The organism is Mixta calida, from assembly GCF_002953215.1.
In the GTDB taxonomy this organism is placed as follows: domain Bacteria; phylum Pseudomonadota; class Gammaproteobacteria; order Enterobacterales; family Enterobacteriaceae; genus Mixta; species Mixta calida.
Genome location: NZ_CP026378.1, coordinates 2259868 through 2277044 on the forward strand (window position 1 = coordinate 2259868; position 17177 = coordinate 2277044).

Sequence of the window (17177 nt, forward strand, 5' to 3'; positions counted from 1 at the left end):
CGGTTCCTCTCAGGGTGTTTGTAAACCGGCGCCGGGCGCCGCAGCCGCCTGTTGGGCCTGCGCCTCCTGCTCCTGGCGCAGCAGGCTGCGCTCCCATGCCTTAACGAACGGCAGATAGATCAGCGCGGAAAGCATCATGCAGAACAGGCACATGATTACCGGGCTAAAGGCCCCGTTAGCGGCCCACGAAGCGCCGATCGGCGCAGGCGTAGTCCAGGGCGCCATCGACACCACCTGCGCCACCCAGCCCAGTTTGGTCGCGGTCCAGGCGAAGACGGCATTGATCATCGGCACCAGAATAAACGGCAGGAAAAACAGCGGGTTCATAATGATCGGCATGCCAAACAGGATCGGCTCGTTAATATTGAAGAAACTCGGCACGATGCCCATTTTGCCAATGGTGCGCAGGTGCGCGGCGCGGCTTTTCAGCAGCAGGAACGCCAGCGGCAAGGTAGAGCCGACGCCGCCAATCAGCAAATAGAAGTCCCAAAAGCCCATCAGATAGGTGTGCGGCAGCGTCTGCCCCGCCTCCAGCGCCGCCTGGTTCGCCGCCAGGTTGGTCAGCCAGAACGGGTTCATAATACCGGTGACGATCAGCGCGCCGTGAATGCCGGCGAACCAGAGGATCTGGCAAATCAGCACCGACAGCAGCACCGCCGGCAGGGTGTCCGAGGCGGAAACCAGCGGTTGTAGCAGATGCATAATCGCTTCGGGAATGATCATACCGGTCCAGGAGGCGACCAGCAGGTTGAGCGGATGCAGCGTCGCCACGATCACAATCACCGGGATAAGAATTTCAAACGAGCGCGCCACGCCGGTCGGCACCTCTTTCGGCAGGCGGATAGTGATGTTTTTGCGCTTAAGCAGCGCATAAACCTCGGTGGTGTAAATGGCGGTGAGAATGGCGGTAAAGATGCCCTGCCCGGAGAAATAGTCGGTGGCGATATGACCGTCATGATAAGGCGCGGCCACCAGCAGAAAGCCCATCAGCGCCAGCAAACCGGTCATAACCGGCTCCAGCTTATAGTGGCGCCCCAGACTGGCGCCGATGCCGGTGGAGATAAAAAAGGTCATCACGCCCATGCTGAGATAGTAAGGCAGCATCAGCTGATCGCGATGGCGCAGCGAGAAGTCGAGCCAACCGCGGGCGAAGGCCCACTGGCTGTCGGCGGCGAACGGCAGAAAGATAAACACCAGCATAAAAGAGCCGATGATCATAAACGGCAGCGCCGCGACAAAACCGTCGCGGATGGCGATTACATGCCGCTGCTGACCCACCGCGCCCGCCAGCGGCGTGATCTTACGTTCGATGACATTAATTAAGCCCTGGTAAAGTGACGACATTATGCCACTCCTTTTTGCGCGATCAGTTGCAGGGCGTAATCCAGCACTTTATCGCCGCGCATAGTGCCGTAGTCCATCATGTTAATGGTGGCGACCGGAATCCCGGCGCTTGCGGTTTTCGCCGCCAGCGTCTCCTGCATATATTTCACCTGCGGGCCCAGCAGCACCACGTCATAGCCTGAGAAACGCTCATCGAATTCGGTGGCACTGAAGGCGGCGATATCCGCTTCCAGCCCGCGTTGCGCGGCTTCGTCCTGCATTTTTCTCACCAGCATGCTGGTGGACATTCCGGCGGAACAGCAAAGCATAATCTTGTACATGGCATGCGCCCTCTCACGGTTTCGACCTTCTTATAGGAAACAAAACGGAAACCGGTTTCCATGGTCGGCATAACAATTTGCGAGAGAGTTCATAATTCACTGTCGGGAAAAGAAACAGGCTGTGATTTTGTTCACGAAAATTAATCAATCAGGCGACGCCGGACGGCGCCGCCCTGGGAACTATTTGATATCAACCTGATAGAAAATATGTTTGCCAAAGGGATCGATCTGATAGCCGCTAACGTTGTTACGCACCGGTTCGAAGATAGTCGAATGGGCGATCATCACCGCCGGCGCCTGGTCATGCATTATCTGCTGCGCCTGCTGGTAAAGCGCGACGCGGCGGCCGTGATCCTGTTCGGTGCGCGCGGCATTGATCAGCTTTTCAAACGGCTGATAGCACCATTTGGCGGAGTTGGAGCCGCCGTTGGCGGAGGTACAGCTGAACAACGGACTAAAGAAGTTATCCGGGTCGCCGGTGGCGGTGGTCCAGCCCATCAGCGCCGCCTGATGTTCGCCGTTTTTCACTCGCTTCAGGTACTCGCCCCACTCATAGCTGACGATGCGCGCCTTGATGCCGACGGCGGCCCAGTCCGCCTGGATCATCTCCGCCATGCGGCGCGCGTTGGGGTTATAGGGACGCTGCACCGGCATCGCCCAGAGATCGATGGTAGTGCCGGGCTTAACGCCCGCCTGCTGCAACAGTCGCTTCGCCTGTTGCGGGTCCCAGGGGTAATCCTTCAGCCCGCTGTCGCTGCTCCAGACATCCGGCGGCAGCAGGTTTTTCGCCACGCTGCCGGTGCCGTGAAAAATGGCGTCGATGATTGCTGGCTTATTGATCGCCAGGGTGAGCGCCTGACGCACTTCAACCTTATCCAGCGGCGGTTTTTGCGTGTTAAAGGCGAGAAAGCCGGTGTTCAGCCCTGACTTCTGCATCAGCGTCAGGTCGGGATTCTGACGGATACGCGGCAGGTCGGCGGGGTTGGGAAACGGCATCACCTGACATTCGTTTTTCTCCAGTTTGGCGTAGCGCACCGAGGCGTCCGGCGTAATGGTGAATACCAGCCGATCCAGCTTCGCCTTGCCCTGCCAGTAGTCAGGAAACGCCTTGTAGAGAATGCGCGAATCTTTTTGATACTGCACCAGCTGGAACGGCCCGGTGCCGATCGGCTGCTGGTCGACGCGCTCCGGCGTGCCCGCCTTCAGCATGTGATCGGCATACTCGGCCGAGTGGATTGAGGCGAAATACCAGGCGAGATCGGCGAGAAACGGCGCTTCCGCATGGGCCAGCGTGAAGCGCACGGTATGCTCGTCCACCTTCTCGATTTTCTTGATCAGCTTGCCGAACTCCAGGCTTTCAAAATTGGCGTAGGTGCCGCCCGAAACCTTATGGTAAGGGTTATTGGGGTCCATTTGCCGCATAAAAGAAAAGATCACATCGTCGGCATTTAAAGGGCGCGTCGGCGTAAAATCTTTGCTGCGGTGAAACTGCACGCCTTCGCGCAGGTAGAAGGTATAAACCGTGCCGTCCGGCGAGATCTCCCAGCGCTGCGCCAGACTCGGCTCCAGCTCGGTGGTGCCGGTTTTAAATTCCACCAGCCGGTTGAAGATGGGCACCGCGCTGGCGTCGACGCTGGTGCCGGACGTATAGAGCTGGGGGTTAAAGTTCTCAGGCGATCCTTCCGCGCAGTAGACCAGGGTTTTCGCTGCCGCCGTGGCGCTGAACAGCAGCATCAGCGTCGCACACGTTACTGTTTTTTTCATCTCCACCCTCACTTTTCGTTGACTTTTCCCGCTGGCGATGTGTAAAACAAATTAACATCTGGTTAATAAATAACACGTTTTCTTCACCAACAGAATGATGAAAACGCCACAATAAGGAAGCGCTATGACCGACAGGCTGGCCCGTCAGTTAACCGACCGTTTTTACCGTTATCTCGCCGTCAGCAGTCAGAGCAACGCGCATGCGACCACCCTTCCCAGCACGCCGGGACAGCAGCAGATGGCGCAGCTGCTGGCGGAAGAGCTGCGCGCATTGGGTCTGCAACAGGTGGAGATCGACGCGCACGCCACGGTCACCGCCGTGAAGCCTGGCAACCGCCCCGCCGCGCCGCGCGTGGGCTTTATCACCCATATTGATACCGTTGACGTCGGCCTCTCCGCCGATATTCATCCGCAGACGCTGCGCTTTAACGGCGAGGATCTCTGCCTGAACGCACAGCAGGATATCTGGCTGCGCGTCGCCGAACATCCGGAGATCCTGCCCTATCGCGACCAGGAGATTATCTTCAGCGACGGCACCAGCGTGCTGGGCGCCGATAACAAGGCGGCGGTCAGCGTAGTGATGACGCTAATGGAGAACCTGCGCGGCGACCATGGCGATATCGTCGTCGCCTTTGTGCCGGATGAGGAGATCGGCCTGCGCGGCGCCAAGGTGCTCGATCTGGAGCGACGCTTCAACGTCGATTTCGCCTGGACCATCGACTGCTGCGAACTGGGTGAAGTGGTGTATGAAAACTTCAACGGGGCGGCGGCGGAAATCCGTTTTACCGGCGTGCCGGCGCATCCGATGTCCGCCAAAGGCGTGCTGGTCAATCCGCTGCTGATGGCGCACGATTTTATCGCCTGTTTCGATCGTCAGCAGACGCCGGAGCATACCGAAGGGCGCGAAGGCTATATCTGGTTTAACGAAATAAGCGCCAACGCCAACGAAGCGCGGCTGAAAGCCTCTGTTCGCGATTTCGACCTGACGCGCTTTGAACAGCGCAAGCAGGAGATCGCCGATGCGGCGCGGCAGATCGCCGCGCGCTACCCCACCGGCGCCGTCGAGGTAACGGTAAAGGATATCTACAGCAATATCAGCAACGCCGTCGGCACGGATCGACGCGCTATCGATCTGATTTTCGCCGCCCTCGACGAACTGCACATTACGCCGAAGGTGGTGCCGATGCGCGGCGGCACCGACGGCGCGGCGCTCTCGGCGAAAGGGCTGCTGACGCCCAACTTCTTTACCGGCGCGCATAATTTCCATTCGCGTTTTGAGTTTCTGCCGATCCCGTCGTTCGTTAAATCATACCAGGTGGCGGAAAAGCTCTGCCTGCTGGCGGCGCGCTGAGGCGTTACGGCGCGGCGACGCTGACGTCGATGCCTGGGAAAAATTTCTCCGCCAGCTTTTTCACCGTGCCATCCTGCTGCACTTTGCGGATGACCGCATCCAGCGCCGCCTTCCGTTCCGCGTCCGCCTTGCGCAGGCCGAAGCCGATGCCGGAGCCGAGAATAGCGTCATCCTCGACCGCCTTGCCGATAAAGGCGAAATCTTTACCCTGCGGCTTATTAAGGAATCCCGACTGTCCGGCGGCCGACATCACCAGCGTGCCGTCCAGTCGCCCGGCGACCATATCGTTATAGACCTGATTCTGATCCTGATAGGCGGTGACAGTGACGCCGTACGGCTCCCAGTGCTGTTTGGCATAGGTTTCCTGAATCGATCCTTGCAGCACGCCGATGGTTTTGCCCTTCAGCCCGGCGGCGTCCGGCTGAAGTCCGGCGTCGCGGCGCCCCACCAGCATGCTGGGGATGCGGTAGATTGGCTGGGTGAAGGCGATGCTTTTCATTCGCGCCGGCGTAATGTTCATCGCCGAGTTGATCGCATCGAATTTTTTCGCCATCAGGCCGGGGATCAGGGCGTCAAAGCTGCTTTCTACCCAGCTGCATTGAAAATTGCCCGCTGCGCAGATCGCTTTGCCCAGCTCGATATCAAACCCTTCCAGCTCGCCCTGCGCGTTGCGGCTTTCAAACGGCGGATATTGCGATTCCAGCCCGTAGCGCAGCGTCTCCTGCGCGCCCGCCTGCAATGCGGAGAAGAGACCCAGCGCCAGGCAAAGCATGTTTATCTTGTTCATATTTTTTCCTCAGGAGTGTCAGCGCGGTTTTAACAAGCAGAGCGCCTGCGCGCCCGCCTGTAACGTCGCATCATCTTTAGCGAAAGAGAGCCGGATGAGCCGGTTATCGGTGCCGTCGGTATAAAAAGCGGAAAGCGGAATAGTGGCAACGCCATGCTCGATAATCAGCCGTTTTACCATTTCGCTATCGCTTTCGTCGCTGAAATGACCGTAGCTGGCCAGCATAAAAAAAGAACCCGCCGCCGGAAGCAGCTGAAACGGCGACTCCTGCAACAGCGAGGCCAGCAGATCGCGCTTGCGCTGCCAGAAGGCGGGAAGCGACTGGTAGTGCGTCGGCTCCTGTAGCCAGGCCGCCAGCGCCACCTGCATCGGCGTATCGGCGGCGTACATCAGAAACTGATGCACCTTGATTACCTCGCTCATCAGCTCTGCCGGCGCGAGACAGTAGCCGACGCGCCAGCCGGTGACGTGAAACGTTTTACCGAACGAGGAGACGATCACGCTGCGCTGCGCCAGCTCCGGGTGGGTCGCCATACCGTGATGCCGACGCCCGTCAAACAGCATATGTTCATAGACTTCATCCGACAGGATCACGATGTCGCTATGGCGGGTCAGCGCGGCGAGCTGCGTCAGATCCTCCGCGCTTAGCGTCTGCGAAGTGGGATTATGGGGCGTGTTGATGATGATCATGCGGGTGCGCGGCGTGATGGCGGCGCGCACCTCATTCCAGTCGATGGCGAACTGCGGCGGCGCCAGCTTGAGCGCCACCGGCGTCGCGCCCTGCAAACGCACCACCGGCGCATAGCTGTCGAAGGCGGGTTCGAAAAAAATCACTTCGTCGCCGGGATGCACCAGCGCGGTGATGGCGGCGTAGATCCCTTCGCTGGCGCTGGCGGTAATCAATATTTCGCTGGCGACATCGTAACTTTGCCCATACAGGCGCAGCACCTTTTCCACCAGCGCCGCTTTCAGCGGCAGATAGCCGGTCATCGGCGCATATTGATTATGGCCGTCGCGCATCGCCTGACTGACGCGCGCCACCAGCCCCTGGTCACAGGGAAAGTTCGGCGCGCCCTGAGAGAGATTAATCGCGCCGTGCTGCGCCGAAAGCTGCCCGATCACGCTGAATATCGTGGTGCCCACGTCCGGCAATTTTGAACGATGGGTTACCGTCGAAGCCACAGTCATAGTTTTCCCTAATGAATAAATATACAAATTAAATCTATATCCATTCAAACCGGGCCCGCTTGTGGCGGCAAGCGAATTGTGATCATAATAGCCATGCATAAAACTCATTGCTCGGGGAAACGCCATGTCCCGCCAGTCGCTGCCGCTAAACGCTATCCACGCTTTTCTGGTGGTCGCGCGCCACCTTAATCTGACGCGCGCCGCCGACGAACTCTGCCTGACGCAGGGGGCGGTCAGCCGCAAAATCGGCGCTCTGGAGAGCTGGCTGGGTTTCGCGCTGTTCGACAGACATGCGCGCGGGCTGCATCTGACGCCGCGCGGCGCGGCGCTGCTGCCGCAGCTAAAGCAGGGCTACGAGCTGATGCAGAACGCCGCCGAGCAGGCGCTCGATGCCGGCGGCGCGCTGCGCCTGCGCGCTCCGACCTGCGCTATGCGCTGGCTGCTGCCGAAACTGGTGCAGCTGGAGCAGCAGCATCCCGATCTGCACGTCTCGCTGACCACCACCCTGTCCCATAATCAGCAGCTGGAAAATTTCGATGCGGCAATTTTGTATGGCGCGCCGTCGGCGGGCGCGCATCTGTTGTTTGAGGAGCGAATAACGCCGGTCATGGCGGAAAGCCTGCTGCGCAGCGCGGGTCCGTTGCAGATAAGCGATCTTGCCGGCTTTACCTTTCTGCATCCTTCGGAAGATGATCGCGACTGGCGACGCTGGCTACAGGCGCAGGAAGTGACGCTGCCGATGCGGCGCAATCAGCACTTTTCCACGATGGATCTGGCGACGGGCGCCGCGATTGAAGGGTTTGGCGTCACCGTCGCCGACGTCACGCTGGTGGAAAGCGATCTGGCCGCGCGGCGGCTGGTCGCCCCGTTTGCCGCCAGCGTCGCCACCGGCGCGGTTTACAGTCTGATTAGCCGGATGGAAAAAGAAACGCCACCGCATCTTGCGACGCTGGTGGCGTGGTTGTGTCAGACGGTATGAATCAGAAAGAGACCCAGTCGTCCGCTGCGCTGCTGCTGGCGCTGGCCGGTTTCAGGCGCGTCGGGGCGCCTTTCAGCACCGGCGATTTCACCGGCTCGACGGACTGGCCGCTCTCCGCCGACAGGCGGAACTTCGCCACCGAACGCTGCAGATCTTCGGTCTGACGCTCCAGCGCGCTGGCGGCGGCGGAAACTTCTTCCACCAGCGAGGCGTTCTGCTGCGTCACGGTATCCATTTCAGCGACGGCGGTGCCGACCTGCGCAATCCCTTTGCTCTGTTCTTCCGATGCGGCGGCGATCTGCTTCATGATCTCGGTAACGTCGCCGACCGCTTTCACAATGGCGTTCATGGTGCTGCCCGCTTCGCTCACCAGCTTCGAGCCGGTGTCGACGCGCTGCACCGAGTCGCCGATCAGCGTTTCGATCTCTTTCGCCGCTCCGGCGCTGCGCTGCGCCAGATTGCGCACCTCGCTGGCTACGACGGCGAAGCCACGGCCCTGTTCGCCCGCACGCGCCGCTTCAACCGCGGCGTTGAGCGCCAGAATGTTGGTCTGGAAGGCAATACTGTTGATCACGCTGGTGATCTCTGCGATTTTTTTCGAGCTTTCTGAGATGCCGGACATGGTGTTGACCACGTCGCTCACCAGCTTGCCGCCCTGACCGGCGGTCAGCGAAGCGTTGTCCGCCAGCTCGCTCGCCTGACGCGCGTTATCGGCGTTGAGCTTCACCGTCGCCGTCAGCTGCTCCATGCTGGCCGCGGTCTGTTCCAGCGCCGCCGCCTGCTGCTCGGTACGGGAGGAGAGATCGTTGTTGCCCATCGAGATCTCCGCCGCGCCGCGGTAGATATTCTCGGTGCCGCCGCGAATGGCGCTGACCGCTTCACGCAGACTCTCCTGCATGGCGCGCAGCAGCGGCACCAGTTTACCAACGCAGTTGCGGCCAAATTCGTCAATCGGCTGGCTCAGATCGCCGTCGGCGATTTTACGGAAGTGGTTGCGCAGCATATCCAGCGGACGCACCAGCATGGTGACCAGATAGCGATCGGTAAACAGCAGGATCAGCAGACCGCAAATGACCGCCGCGATAATGGTGATGCGGGTAATCACGGTAATACGATCGACGGTGACGCGCGTCTGGTCAAGCATAATGCCCGCCGCCGCGGTATATTTTTCCGACAGCGCGCCGAATTCGCGACTGAGCGCCGGCGTGACGCCGTTGGCGTGGCGGCGATACTCTTCTACCGTGCCCTGCTGCGCCAGCTGCATCTGCGGCCGCACGCCCTGTTCCAGCAGCTTCGCCCAGCTTTCCTCCACCGCGGTGGAGGTCGACGCATCCATCGGCCCCGGCGCCGCCGCTTTAAACAGCTCCAGCTGCTTCGCCATGCCGTCCAGCGCTTTTTGCACGTTGTCGAAGGCCGCCGCATCCGGCGTTCCGCCGGCGGCGCGCGTTTCCATTACGCGTGAAAGACGCGTGACAAAGCGGAAATATTGATCGTTCCCTTTGCTGAGGATATTCATCTGCGCCACCAGCTGGCGGTCAATGCTGTTGCCGTCGCTCAGGGCGTTCAATGAGTGTACGCTGTACATGCCCACCGCGGACCAAAGTAAACAAAACAGGCCAAGAATAGAAAGCATTACGGCGCGTATGGTGAAGTTCTTTAAAAGCTGCATAGCTGCCTCAATTCGGTCAATAACCATCAAATGTTCCGCCACCGGGCGGGCTTATCGACTGTTATCGGCAGCTTTTGCAAAACTTATACTGTTTTATAACATCTTTAACAGATGCCGGTTCAGCGCTGACCGCAGCGGCCGCTATGCCGCTGCGCAGGGTGGTACGCGCGGCGCGCTTACAGCCGCACCATTGCGCGCACCAGCAACCGCAGCAGCCTCAAACGCAGGCGCATAAAACGCGTCTGCGGAACGATAGCCGCTTCCCCTTTCATGCCGAAACGCAGAGTAGTGTCCTCGCCCGGTCGCCAGGCGGGCCAGAGGACTTCGCCCTGCAGCTGATGGGAGAACTCGGTGGCGTCATGGGCGAAGCGCAGCCAGTATTCACTGACGCGCCGGGCGAACGTCCGATCGTTATCGGTAAAGGGCCGGTTCGCCTGCTGCGGGTTTTCCGCATTCAGCGTGTCCATCACGTAGGGAATTTCACTGCCGTGCCAGCTGCCGTTGGGGCAGAGATCGCGCGAGTTCTCCGAGACATAGTCAAAGTAGTAACGCCAGCCCGGCACGCCGCGGCGATACTGCGCATTCACCGCCAGCCAGGTCATGGTGCCGAACGCCATATCGCGCGCCACTTTTCTGCCGAGACGGCGATCGTCATGCTCGTCATAAAGCGATTTGATCATTTTCAGCAGCAGCGGCCGCCGCGCACGCAGTTTGGCGATGGTGGCGACAGGATCGACGCCGAAAAACTCCAGCACGCTCGCCTCGTCGCTGTTGTAGCCGATCATTAGCGGATAACGGTGCTGACGCGCGGCGGCGAACACCTCCACCACCGGCTTCGGCAACACGCGATCGCCCGCAATAGCGACCGGGCCGTTGCCAAGATGCGGCGGCAGCGTCCAGAAGCTGTCCGCAGGCAGCGCGCGCAACGCTTCCGCCGTAGCGTTTTTCAACCCCAGGTGATGCGCCGCCGCCACGCCGCTTGCCAGCGCCTCGCTGCGTTTTTTATCCGGCAGGCTGTAGGCGCTCTGCACGATGCCTTTATGAAACAGCCCCGCCGCCAAAGGCGAAGCAAACAGCGACAGCACGCTGCGGCCGCCGGACGATTCGCCAAAAAGGGTGACATTGCGCCGATCGCCGCCGAAGGCGGCAATATTGCGTTGTACCCATTGCAGCGCGGCGATCTGATCCAGCAGGGCGAAATTATTGATCGCCTCGCCGGGCGGCGATTCCGCATCCAGCGCCGGGTGCGCAAAAAAACCAAGATGGCCGAGCCGATAGTTGATGGTGACCACCACCACGCCGCGCGCGGCCAGCGGTTTGCCGTTATAGGGACTGAGCGAACCCGCGCCGATAGTAAAGCCGCCGCCATGTATCCAGACCATCACCGGCAGCGGGCGCGACGGCTGAATTTCCGGCGACCAGACATTCAGATAGAGGCAGTCTTCACTGAGCTGGCCGGGATCACCGCCGCCCGCCAGCACACAATATTCGCGATTCTGCCAGCTGGCGTTGCCCCACTGCGTCGCATCGCGCACCTCTTTCCACGGCGTCGCCGGGCGTGGCGCGCGCCAGCGCAGCGGCCCCGTTGGCGGCGCCGCATAGGGAATACCCTTGAACACAAAAATGCCGTCATCAATCGCGCCGCGCAATGCACCCTCAGCCGTGAGAATTCTTAAAGGTTCATTCTTCATTATTTTTTCCATCGTAAAGCACGGGCATATTATTCGCAGGCTTATTTTTATTGTCTATGGCAGACGCCATTTTGCAGATTATACCGATAAGCACAGCCGGTTATGCTGGTTTCGTCGCCAGTAAAGCGGCGATAAGCAGGTCAGGCGGGCTGTAGACCGAACAGAAAGGAGATTCAGCCAGGGAAAGCGCAGGAAAAACTGCGGAAAAAGGAAGACGCAGGCCCGGCGGACAGCCTGCGTCGTAAAAGTAAAAACGGATAGCCGAATGTATCAGGCATTCAGGCCGCAGCGTCGCAGGCTTTCCGCCTGTCGCGCGGCGTAGAGCGACATTTCATCAGTGATTTCGCAACCCAGCGCCGCTTCAAAATCAGCGCGGCTCGCCTGCATGGAGAAGCGCTCCTGCGCCCCTCGCCCAGGTTGGACTGGAAGATGCCAGCGGCGCTGACCGGTAAGAAATCCTCATAGATTTGCGGATCGGCCGTTAGCATTCCCTTCTCAATTAGCGTTTCGCAATCCGCATCCGGCGGCACGCCCTGCCGTCGCCCTTTTTCCGTCAGGCGATACTCAAACCAGGCGAGTTGCTGCTGACGCAGTTCGCGTTCGTTGTCCGGGAACTCGCTGAAGATGCGCGCCAACTGCTGCTGATGCTGCTGGTTGTCGCCGCCGCCGCTGCCCGCCTGCGCCAGCAGCCGGTCGTAACGCTCCCGGCCAGCAGGCGTCAGGGCGACGCCGCGCTGCTCGATCTCGCCGAAGCGGGCGGTATGACGCCCCTCTGCGCCATCCTGAAAGATAACCGGCTCCTCCAACGCTTTAAAGCTGGTCTGCCGCAGCAGCAGCGGCACCTGACGGCGCGGCGGCCCTTCGATAATCGCCTTCGGCGTAATGCCATATTCAGGCATTAAGGCCTGCGCCCGATCGATATCGAGCGTGCGCGGCGTAAGATGGTTGATATGACAGCCAGGGAAGCAGACCACGTCGGCGATCAGCCGGTGCTGCTGATGCAGCGCCTCCCAGGTGGCGCGGTCGACGATGGTTTGCCGATGCCAGCGGAAGGTTTCCAGCGCTTCGCGCACAAATTCTTCGGCGCTCTGCTCGTCGAAGCCGCCCGTGCGCTGATGCTCTTCAATCAATGCCAGACAGCGCGGCGTAAAGATACGCCTTTTCGCCAGAATGGCCGCGGCCTGCTCGCGCAGCGCGCGATCTTCAATCAGCTCCAGCCGCAGCAACGACGTGAACAGGCGAAACGGATTGCGGCGCAGCGCATCCCCTTCATGCGGCCGGAACGCCGTCGAGTGAACCGGCACGCCCGCTGGCGCCAGATCGTAGTAGCCGACCGGATACATGCCCATAATGGCGAACAGCTGGCGCAAGGTGCTGAGTTCCTGCGCGCTGCCGACGCGGATGGCGCCGTGGCGCTCCACGCTCAGGCGCGCCAGTTCATCCGTCGCCGTCAGCCGCTCGGCCAGCGCGTTGTCCTGCGCCAGCACCTGCTGATTGACGTCCGCCACCAGCTGCAGCAGCGTGCCATACTGCGGCACTTCCTGCTGATACATCGTGGACATCGCCTGAGAAAAACGTTCACGGAGAATATCCGCGCTGACAAACTTTTCCATAGCCTCGCCTTTTTTGCGCTTACCTGATGCCACTGTAGAGCAAGCAAAAACGCGGCGGGAAAATCTTGTTAAATTTGTGATCGCCCTGGTGAAAGCCGCGCGACGACGACTGTCACGCACGCTTTACAAAAGGCATTACCCCCAGCGCTGCTTCGCTATCAGCATCAGGGTGGTCAGCACCGCGGGCAACGCCAGCAGCATAAATATCTGGCTGAATGACCAGCCCAGCGTCAGCATCTGCGCGCCGACGACGGCGCTGAGGATGGCGCCGATGCGCCCGATGCCGTGCATCCAGCTGGAGCCGGTGGCGCGCGCCTGGGTCGGATAGTAGCTGGCCGCCAGCGCGTTCATGCCGGTGTTGGCGCCGTTAAAGCAGAAGCCGCAGCAAAAAGCGATGGTCGCCATCAGCAGCGGCTGCGCCGGCACGCAGCCCAACAAAATGGTGGCCAGCGCGCCGCCGAAATAGATCGCCGCCAGCGCGAGGTTAGCGTTGACCCTGTCCATCAGCCAGCCGGCGAACAGCGACCCGACCGTGCCGCCCGCCTGATACATCGCGGTGATCAGCGCAGCGGCGGTAACGCTCAGCCCCAGATCGCCGATCAGCGCGGGCATCCAGCTGCCGATAAGGTAGACCAGAAACAGCCCCATAAAATAGCCGCCCCACAGCATCAGGCTGCCGAAGCGGTACTGCCCTGACAGCACGGTGCCGATGGCGCCAGCGTCCTGCGTTAAAACAGGGTAAAGGAAGGTGCTGTGGGGAGACGTCGCGCCGGGCCACATTTTTTCCACAATCGCCCGGATGCGCCACGCGGGCGCCTGCTGCGCCAGCAGAAAACGTACCGATTCCGGCAGGTAGCGCAGCAGCAGCGGCAGCAACAGCAGCGGCAGGATGCCGCCCATCAGCAATACCGCGTGCCAGCCGAACGTTGGGATCAGCCAGGAGGCGGCCACTCCGCCGCTGGCGGCGCCGAAGGTAAAACCGCAGAACACCACGGTAATCAGGAAGGCACGCTTACGCTCAGGGGCATATTCCGACACCAGCGTGCCGACGTTAGGCATCGCCGCGCCCAGCCCCAGCCCGGTCAGCAGGCGAAACAGCATCATCTGTTCGATGTTTTGCGCCATCGCCGTCGCCAGCGTCCAGACGCCGAAAAAGAAGACGCTGCAGATGATAATCCAGCGACGACCATAGCGATCCGCCAGCGGTCCGGCACACAGCGCGCCCAGCGCCAGCCCTACCAGCGCCGCGCCGATCGCCATGCCTAACTGATGGCTGGTTATCGGCCACGCGCTGCGCAACGCGGGGGCGATAAACCCCATCAGGGCGATATCCATGCCGTCCAGCGCGACGATAATAAAGCTCAGCGCAATAACGCGTCGCTGGAAAGCGCTAAGTCCATGTTGGTTAATAAGCTGACGAACATCAATTGCCTTTATGCTGTCCAGATCCTACTCCCTGTAACTGGTTAACGGACGCTGCGTCCTGTCGCGATAAAACGGCCTATAATAGCGAAACGCAACCGCTTGCGGCTATGACTTTGCCGCTATATGAAATTTTCTCAACACATTGCGCCGCCTTTGCTGTACAGCGCTAACCGCCCGGTTCCATGCGAAAAAGTTATGGTGAGAGCGGCTTTAATTACTTCCTGACCCGAAAATTGGCCGATTTTCTGCTCATGGGGCGAGAATGTTAATATTAATTTGCAATTAAGTTAACAAAATCGTCGTGAGACGCTTGCTTAATGTCTGCTGGCGTCTCTACTCTCTCTTCATGGACAAAAACTACCTGTTTAATCAGCGCATCCGTCTGCGCCATTTACATACTTTCGTTGCGGTCGCACAGCAAGGCACGCTGGGGCGCGCCGCGGAGACGCTCAGCCTGAGTCAACCCGCGCTGTCAAAAACGCTTAATGAGCTGGAGGAGCTTACCGGCGCGCGTCTGTTTGAACGCGGTCGGCTGGGCGCGCAGCTCACCACTATCGGCGAGCAGTTCCTGACCCATGCGGTCAAGGTGCTGGACGCCCTGAACCATGCCGGGCAGTCGTTCGCCAATCCAATCGGCGATCGACCTGTAATGATTCGTCTCGGCGCGTTGACCACCGCAGCGATGGGTATGCTGCCGCAGATCCTCGATCGCTTTCACCAGCAGCAGCCGCAGGCGACGGTGCAGGTGGCGACGTTGCATAATAATGTGTTGCTGGCAGGTCTGAAAGCGGGTGAATTCGATATCGGCATTGGACGCATGGCGGATGCCGATATGATGGCCGGGCTCTCATACGAGCTGCTGTTTCTGGAGTCGCTGCGGCTGGTAGTCAGACCGGAACATCCTCTTCTAAGTGACAACGTCACGCTATCCCGCGCGTTGCAATGGCCAGTGGTCATTTCACCTGAGGACACCGCGCCGCGCCGTATTGCGCAGGCGATGATGGATGAACAGGGTTGTACGCTGCCGCCTAACTGCGTCGAAACCTCCTCGACCTCGCTGGCGCGTCAACTGGCGCTGCGTTACGACTACGTCTGGTTTGTGCCTTCCGGCGCGGTAAAAGAAGATTTACTGCACAATTCACTGGCCGCGCTGCCGATCGCCTCGCACGGTCCCGGCGAGCCGGTAGGCATTATTACCCGCTCCGGCCATCCTTTATGTCTCAGCGCAGAGATTTTGCTGGCGACCATCCGTAAATGTCATTCGGTCTAGCGATAATCAGCGGCTGGCGAACGCCAGCCGGAAGGTGGGATTAACGGCTGCGTTTCGCATGCCGCTCACGGTTATCAAGCCGCGCTTTTTCCGTTTTACGCATGCCGACATAAATCGCGCCGCTGCCGCCATGCTGCGGCTGCGCGATGCAAAACGCCTGCACATCTTCAAACTGCTGTAGCCAGCGCGCCAGATAGCTGCGCACGATATTGGCGTGGGACTCATCCTCCCGTCCTTTGCCATGCACGATTAGCAGGTTGCGCAGGCTGTCCTTACGAGCCTCCATCATAAAAGCGAACAGCATCTGACGGCAGTTTTCTACCGGCTGGCGCAGCAGGTTAAGGCGGGCGTCGAGCGGATATTTCCCCAGACGCAGCTTATCCAGCACGCCCTGCTGAATGCCTTCGGCTTTATATTCCAGAGGGTCGCTGAGCGGAACAATATCGAGGTAGCCTCGGGTCAGGAAGTTTTCCATTTCCTCATTCGCTGACTGCCGCGGCGCTTTGGGCGTCGGGGTTTTCAGCCAGTGAACATTTGCGCAATCTTTCAGCGGGGTGACATCTTCCATGGCGTCACGAAACAGATCTTTATCGTCAAGGTTCATGGGGCCTACCTCACGCCTGATATGTCGTGGCAATGCACGAAGAAGAAAAGTATTGCAGAGTCCCGGCAATTTTAACCGATAAGCGACCTGTTGCCAAAGGCGGTAAACGCGCGCTGCGGCCCCCTCCTTTCCGCTGCTTTTTTCATCACCCTGCCGGTGCTTTTTTAACAGGTTACTTAAGTGTTAAAAATGCATTTTCATCTGAGCCCGGCAGGAAAAGCGCTTCAACTTCACTGATTAACAAAATAATGCACATTTTTTACCCTGACGATTACATTGAGTTTATTGATTGATAACATCCCTGATTTTTATGCGGTTAAATGTGCGTTTATGCATTCCATTTCGCTCACGAAGAATGTTAAAATTGACCTCAGTCAATTATCGTCGAGGATGTATGATGATCCCGGAAAAACGAAGCATTCGTCGTATACAGTCTGGTGGATGCGCAATCCATTGTCAGGACTGCAGCATCAGTCAACTTTGTATTCCCTTCACGCTGAATGAACATGAGCTGGACCAGCTGGACAACATTATCGAGCGTAAAAAGCCGATTCAGAAAGGTCAGGCGCTGTTTAAAGCGGGTGATGAGCTGCGTTCGCTTTACGCCATTCGCTCCGGGACCATTAAAAGCTACACCATTACCGAACAGGGCGACGAGCAGATTACCGGCTTTCACCTTGCTGGCGACCTGGTCGGCTTTGACGCCATCGGTTCCGGTCACCACCCCAGCTTCGCGCAGGCGCTGGAAACCTCAATGGTATGCGAAATTCCGTTTGAAACCCTGGACGATCTTTCCGGCAAAATGCCTGCCCTGCGTCAGCAAATGATGCGTCTGATGAGCGGCGAAATCAAAGGCGACCAGGATATGATCCTGCTGCTGTCGAAGAAAAATGCCGAAGAGCGCCTGGCGGCCTTTATCTGGAATCTGGCGCGTCGCTTTGGACAGCGCGGCTTTTCCCAGCGCGAATTCCGTCTCACCATGACGCGCGGCGATATCGGCAACTATCTCGGCCTGACGGTGGAAACCATCAGTCGCCTGCTGGGTCGCTTCCAGAAAAGCGGCATGCTGGCGGTTAAAGGCAAATATATCACTATCGAAAACCATCCCATGCTGGCCGAACTGGCGGGCCAGAGCCGCGGCGCAGCCTGATATCTCGCCGGGTCACTATTTG

General features: G+C 59.4%; 14 protein-coding genes and 1 pseudogene. 5 read left to right on the plus strand and 10 right to left on the minus strand.

The window, feature by feature from the left end; translation table 11 throughout:
- Positions 1-9: 9 nt before the first annotated feature.
- From C2E16_RS10670 to C2E16_RS10680, 3 genes are all read right to left on the minus strand, one after another.
- Complete coding sequence (locus tag C2E16_RS10670; RefSeq protein ID WP_084971367.1) at positions 10-1344, minus strand: PTS sugar transporter subunit IIC; 1335 nt, start codon at positions 1342-1344, stop codon at positions 10-12.
- A complete protein-coding gene (locus C2E16_RS10675; RefSeq protein ID WP_038626067.1) occupies positions 1344-1664 on the minus strand; it encodes a PTS sugar transporter subunit IIB in 321 nt (106 codons plus the stop codon). Before C2E16_RS10675 ends, C2E16_RS10670 begins: the two co-directional genes overlap by 1 nt.
- A 180-nt stretch (positions 1665-1844) precedes the next feature.
- Entirely contained in the window at positions 1845-3428 is a 1584-nt protein-coding gene (locus C2E16_RS10680) for an ABC transporter substrate-binding protein (RefSeq protein ID WP_084971365.1), read from the minus strand.
- A gap of 124 nt (positions 3429-3552) precedes the next feature.
- On the opposite strand from C2E16_RS10680, the gene pepT reads away from it, so the two are divergent.
- On the plus strand, positions 3553-4779 hold the full coding sequence (gene pepT / locus C2E16_RS10685; RefSeq protein WP_084971363.1) for a peptidase T: 1227 nt from the start codon (positions 3553-3555) through the stop codon (positions 4777-4779).
- 4 nt (positions 4780-4783) lie between these two features.
- Here the strand turns inward: pepT and C2E16_RS10690 are convergent, their stop codons facing one another.
- Positions 4784-5566 carry a transporter substrate-binding domain-containing protein gene (locus C2E16_RS10690; protein WP_084971361.1) on the minus strand — a complete coding sequence of 261 codons (783 nt, stop codon included), beginning with the start codon at positions 5564-5566 and terminating at the stop codon, positions 4784-4786.
- Positions 5567-5584: 18 nt separating this feature from the next.
- Complete coding sequence (locus tag C2E16_RS10695) at positions 5585-6754, minus strand: methionine aminotransferase (RefSeq protein ID WP_084971359.1); 1170 nt, start codon at positions 6752-6754, stop codon at positions 5585-5587.
- Between the two features lie 124 nt (positions 6755-6878).
- Between C2E16_RS10695 and C2E16_RS10700 the strand changes: the two genes are divergently transcribed.
- Entirely contained in the window at positions 6879-7733 is an 855-nt protein-coding gene (locus C2E16_RS10700) for a LysR substrate-binding domain-containing protein (protein WP_038626057.1), read from the plus strand.
- Between the two features lies 1 nt (position 7734).
- On the opposite strand, the gene C2E16_RS10705 is transcribed toward C2E16_RS10700, so the two are convergent.
- From C2E16_RS10705 to C2E16_RS10720, 4 genes and pseudogenes are all read right to left on the minus strand, one after another.
- Positions 7735-9402 carry a methyl-accepting chemotaxis protein gene (locus tag C2E16_RS10705; RefSeq protein ID WP_104951634.1) on the minus strand — a complete coding sequence of 556 codons (1668 nt, stop codon included), beginning with the start codon at positions 9400-9402 and terminating at the stop codon, positions 7735-7737.
- 176 nt (positions 9403-9578) lie between these two features.
- A complete protein-coding gene (locus C2E16_RS10710) occupies positions 9579-11093 on the minus strand; it encodes a carboxylesterase/lipase family protein (protein ID WP_084971279.1) in 1515 nt (504 codons plus the stop codon).
- Between the two features lie 270 nt (positions 11094-11363).
- Positions 11364-12706 (minus strand): annotated as a pseudogene (gene hglS, locus C2E16_RS10715) (2-oxoadipate dioxygenase/decarboxylase HglS).
- Positions 12707-12841: 135 nt separating this feature from the next.
- Positions 12842-14152, minus strand: a complete 1311-nt coding sequence (locus C2E16_RS10720) for an MFS transporter (RefSeq protein ID WP_038626052.1) — start codon at positions 14150-14152, stop codon at positions 12842-12844.
- 325 nt (positions 14153-14477) lie between these two features.
- Here C2E16_RS10720 and C2E16_RS10725 point away from each other — a divergent pair, with 325 nt between their 5' ends.
- A complete protein-coding gene (locus C2E16_RS10725) occupies positions 14478-15401 on the plus strand; it encodes a LysR substrate-binding domain-containing protein (protein ID WP_084971281.1) in 924 nt (307 codons plus the stop codon).
- A 40-nt stretch (positions 15402-15441) separates the two neighbouring features.
- Here C2E16_RS10725 and smrA read toward each other — a convergent pair whose 3' ends face one another.
- A complete protein-coding gene (smrA, locus tag C2E16_RS10730) occupies positions 15442-16005 on the minus strand; it encodes a DNA endonuclease SmrA (protein ID WP_038626048.1) in 564 nt (187 codons plus the stop codon).
- 32 nt (positions 16006-16037) lie between these two features.
- Between smrA and C2E16_RS20555 the strand changes: the two genes are divergently transcribed.
- Both C2E16_RS20555 and C2E16_RS10735 read left to right on the plus strand, forming a co-directional pair.
- On the plus strand, positions 16038-16298 hold the full coding sequence (locus C2E16_RS20555) for a hypothetical protein (protein ID WP_144380559.1): 261 nt from the start codon (positions 16038-16040) through the stop codon (positions 16296-16298).
- 104 nt (positions 16299-16402) lie between these two features.
- Positions 16403-17155 carry an FNR family transcription factor gene (locus tag C2E16_RS10735; RefSeq protein ID WP_038626046.1) on the plus strand — a complete coding sequence of 251 codons (753 nt, stop codon included), beginning with the start codon at positions 16403-16405 and terminating at the stop codon, positions 17153-17155.
- The last annotated feature ends 22 nt before the right edge of the window (positions 17156-17177 follow it).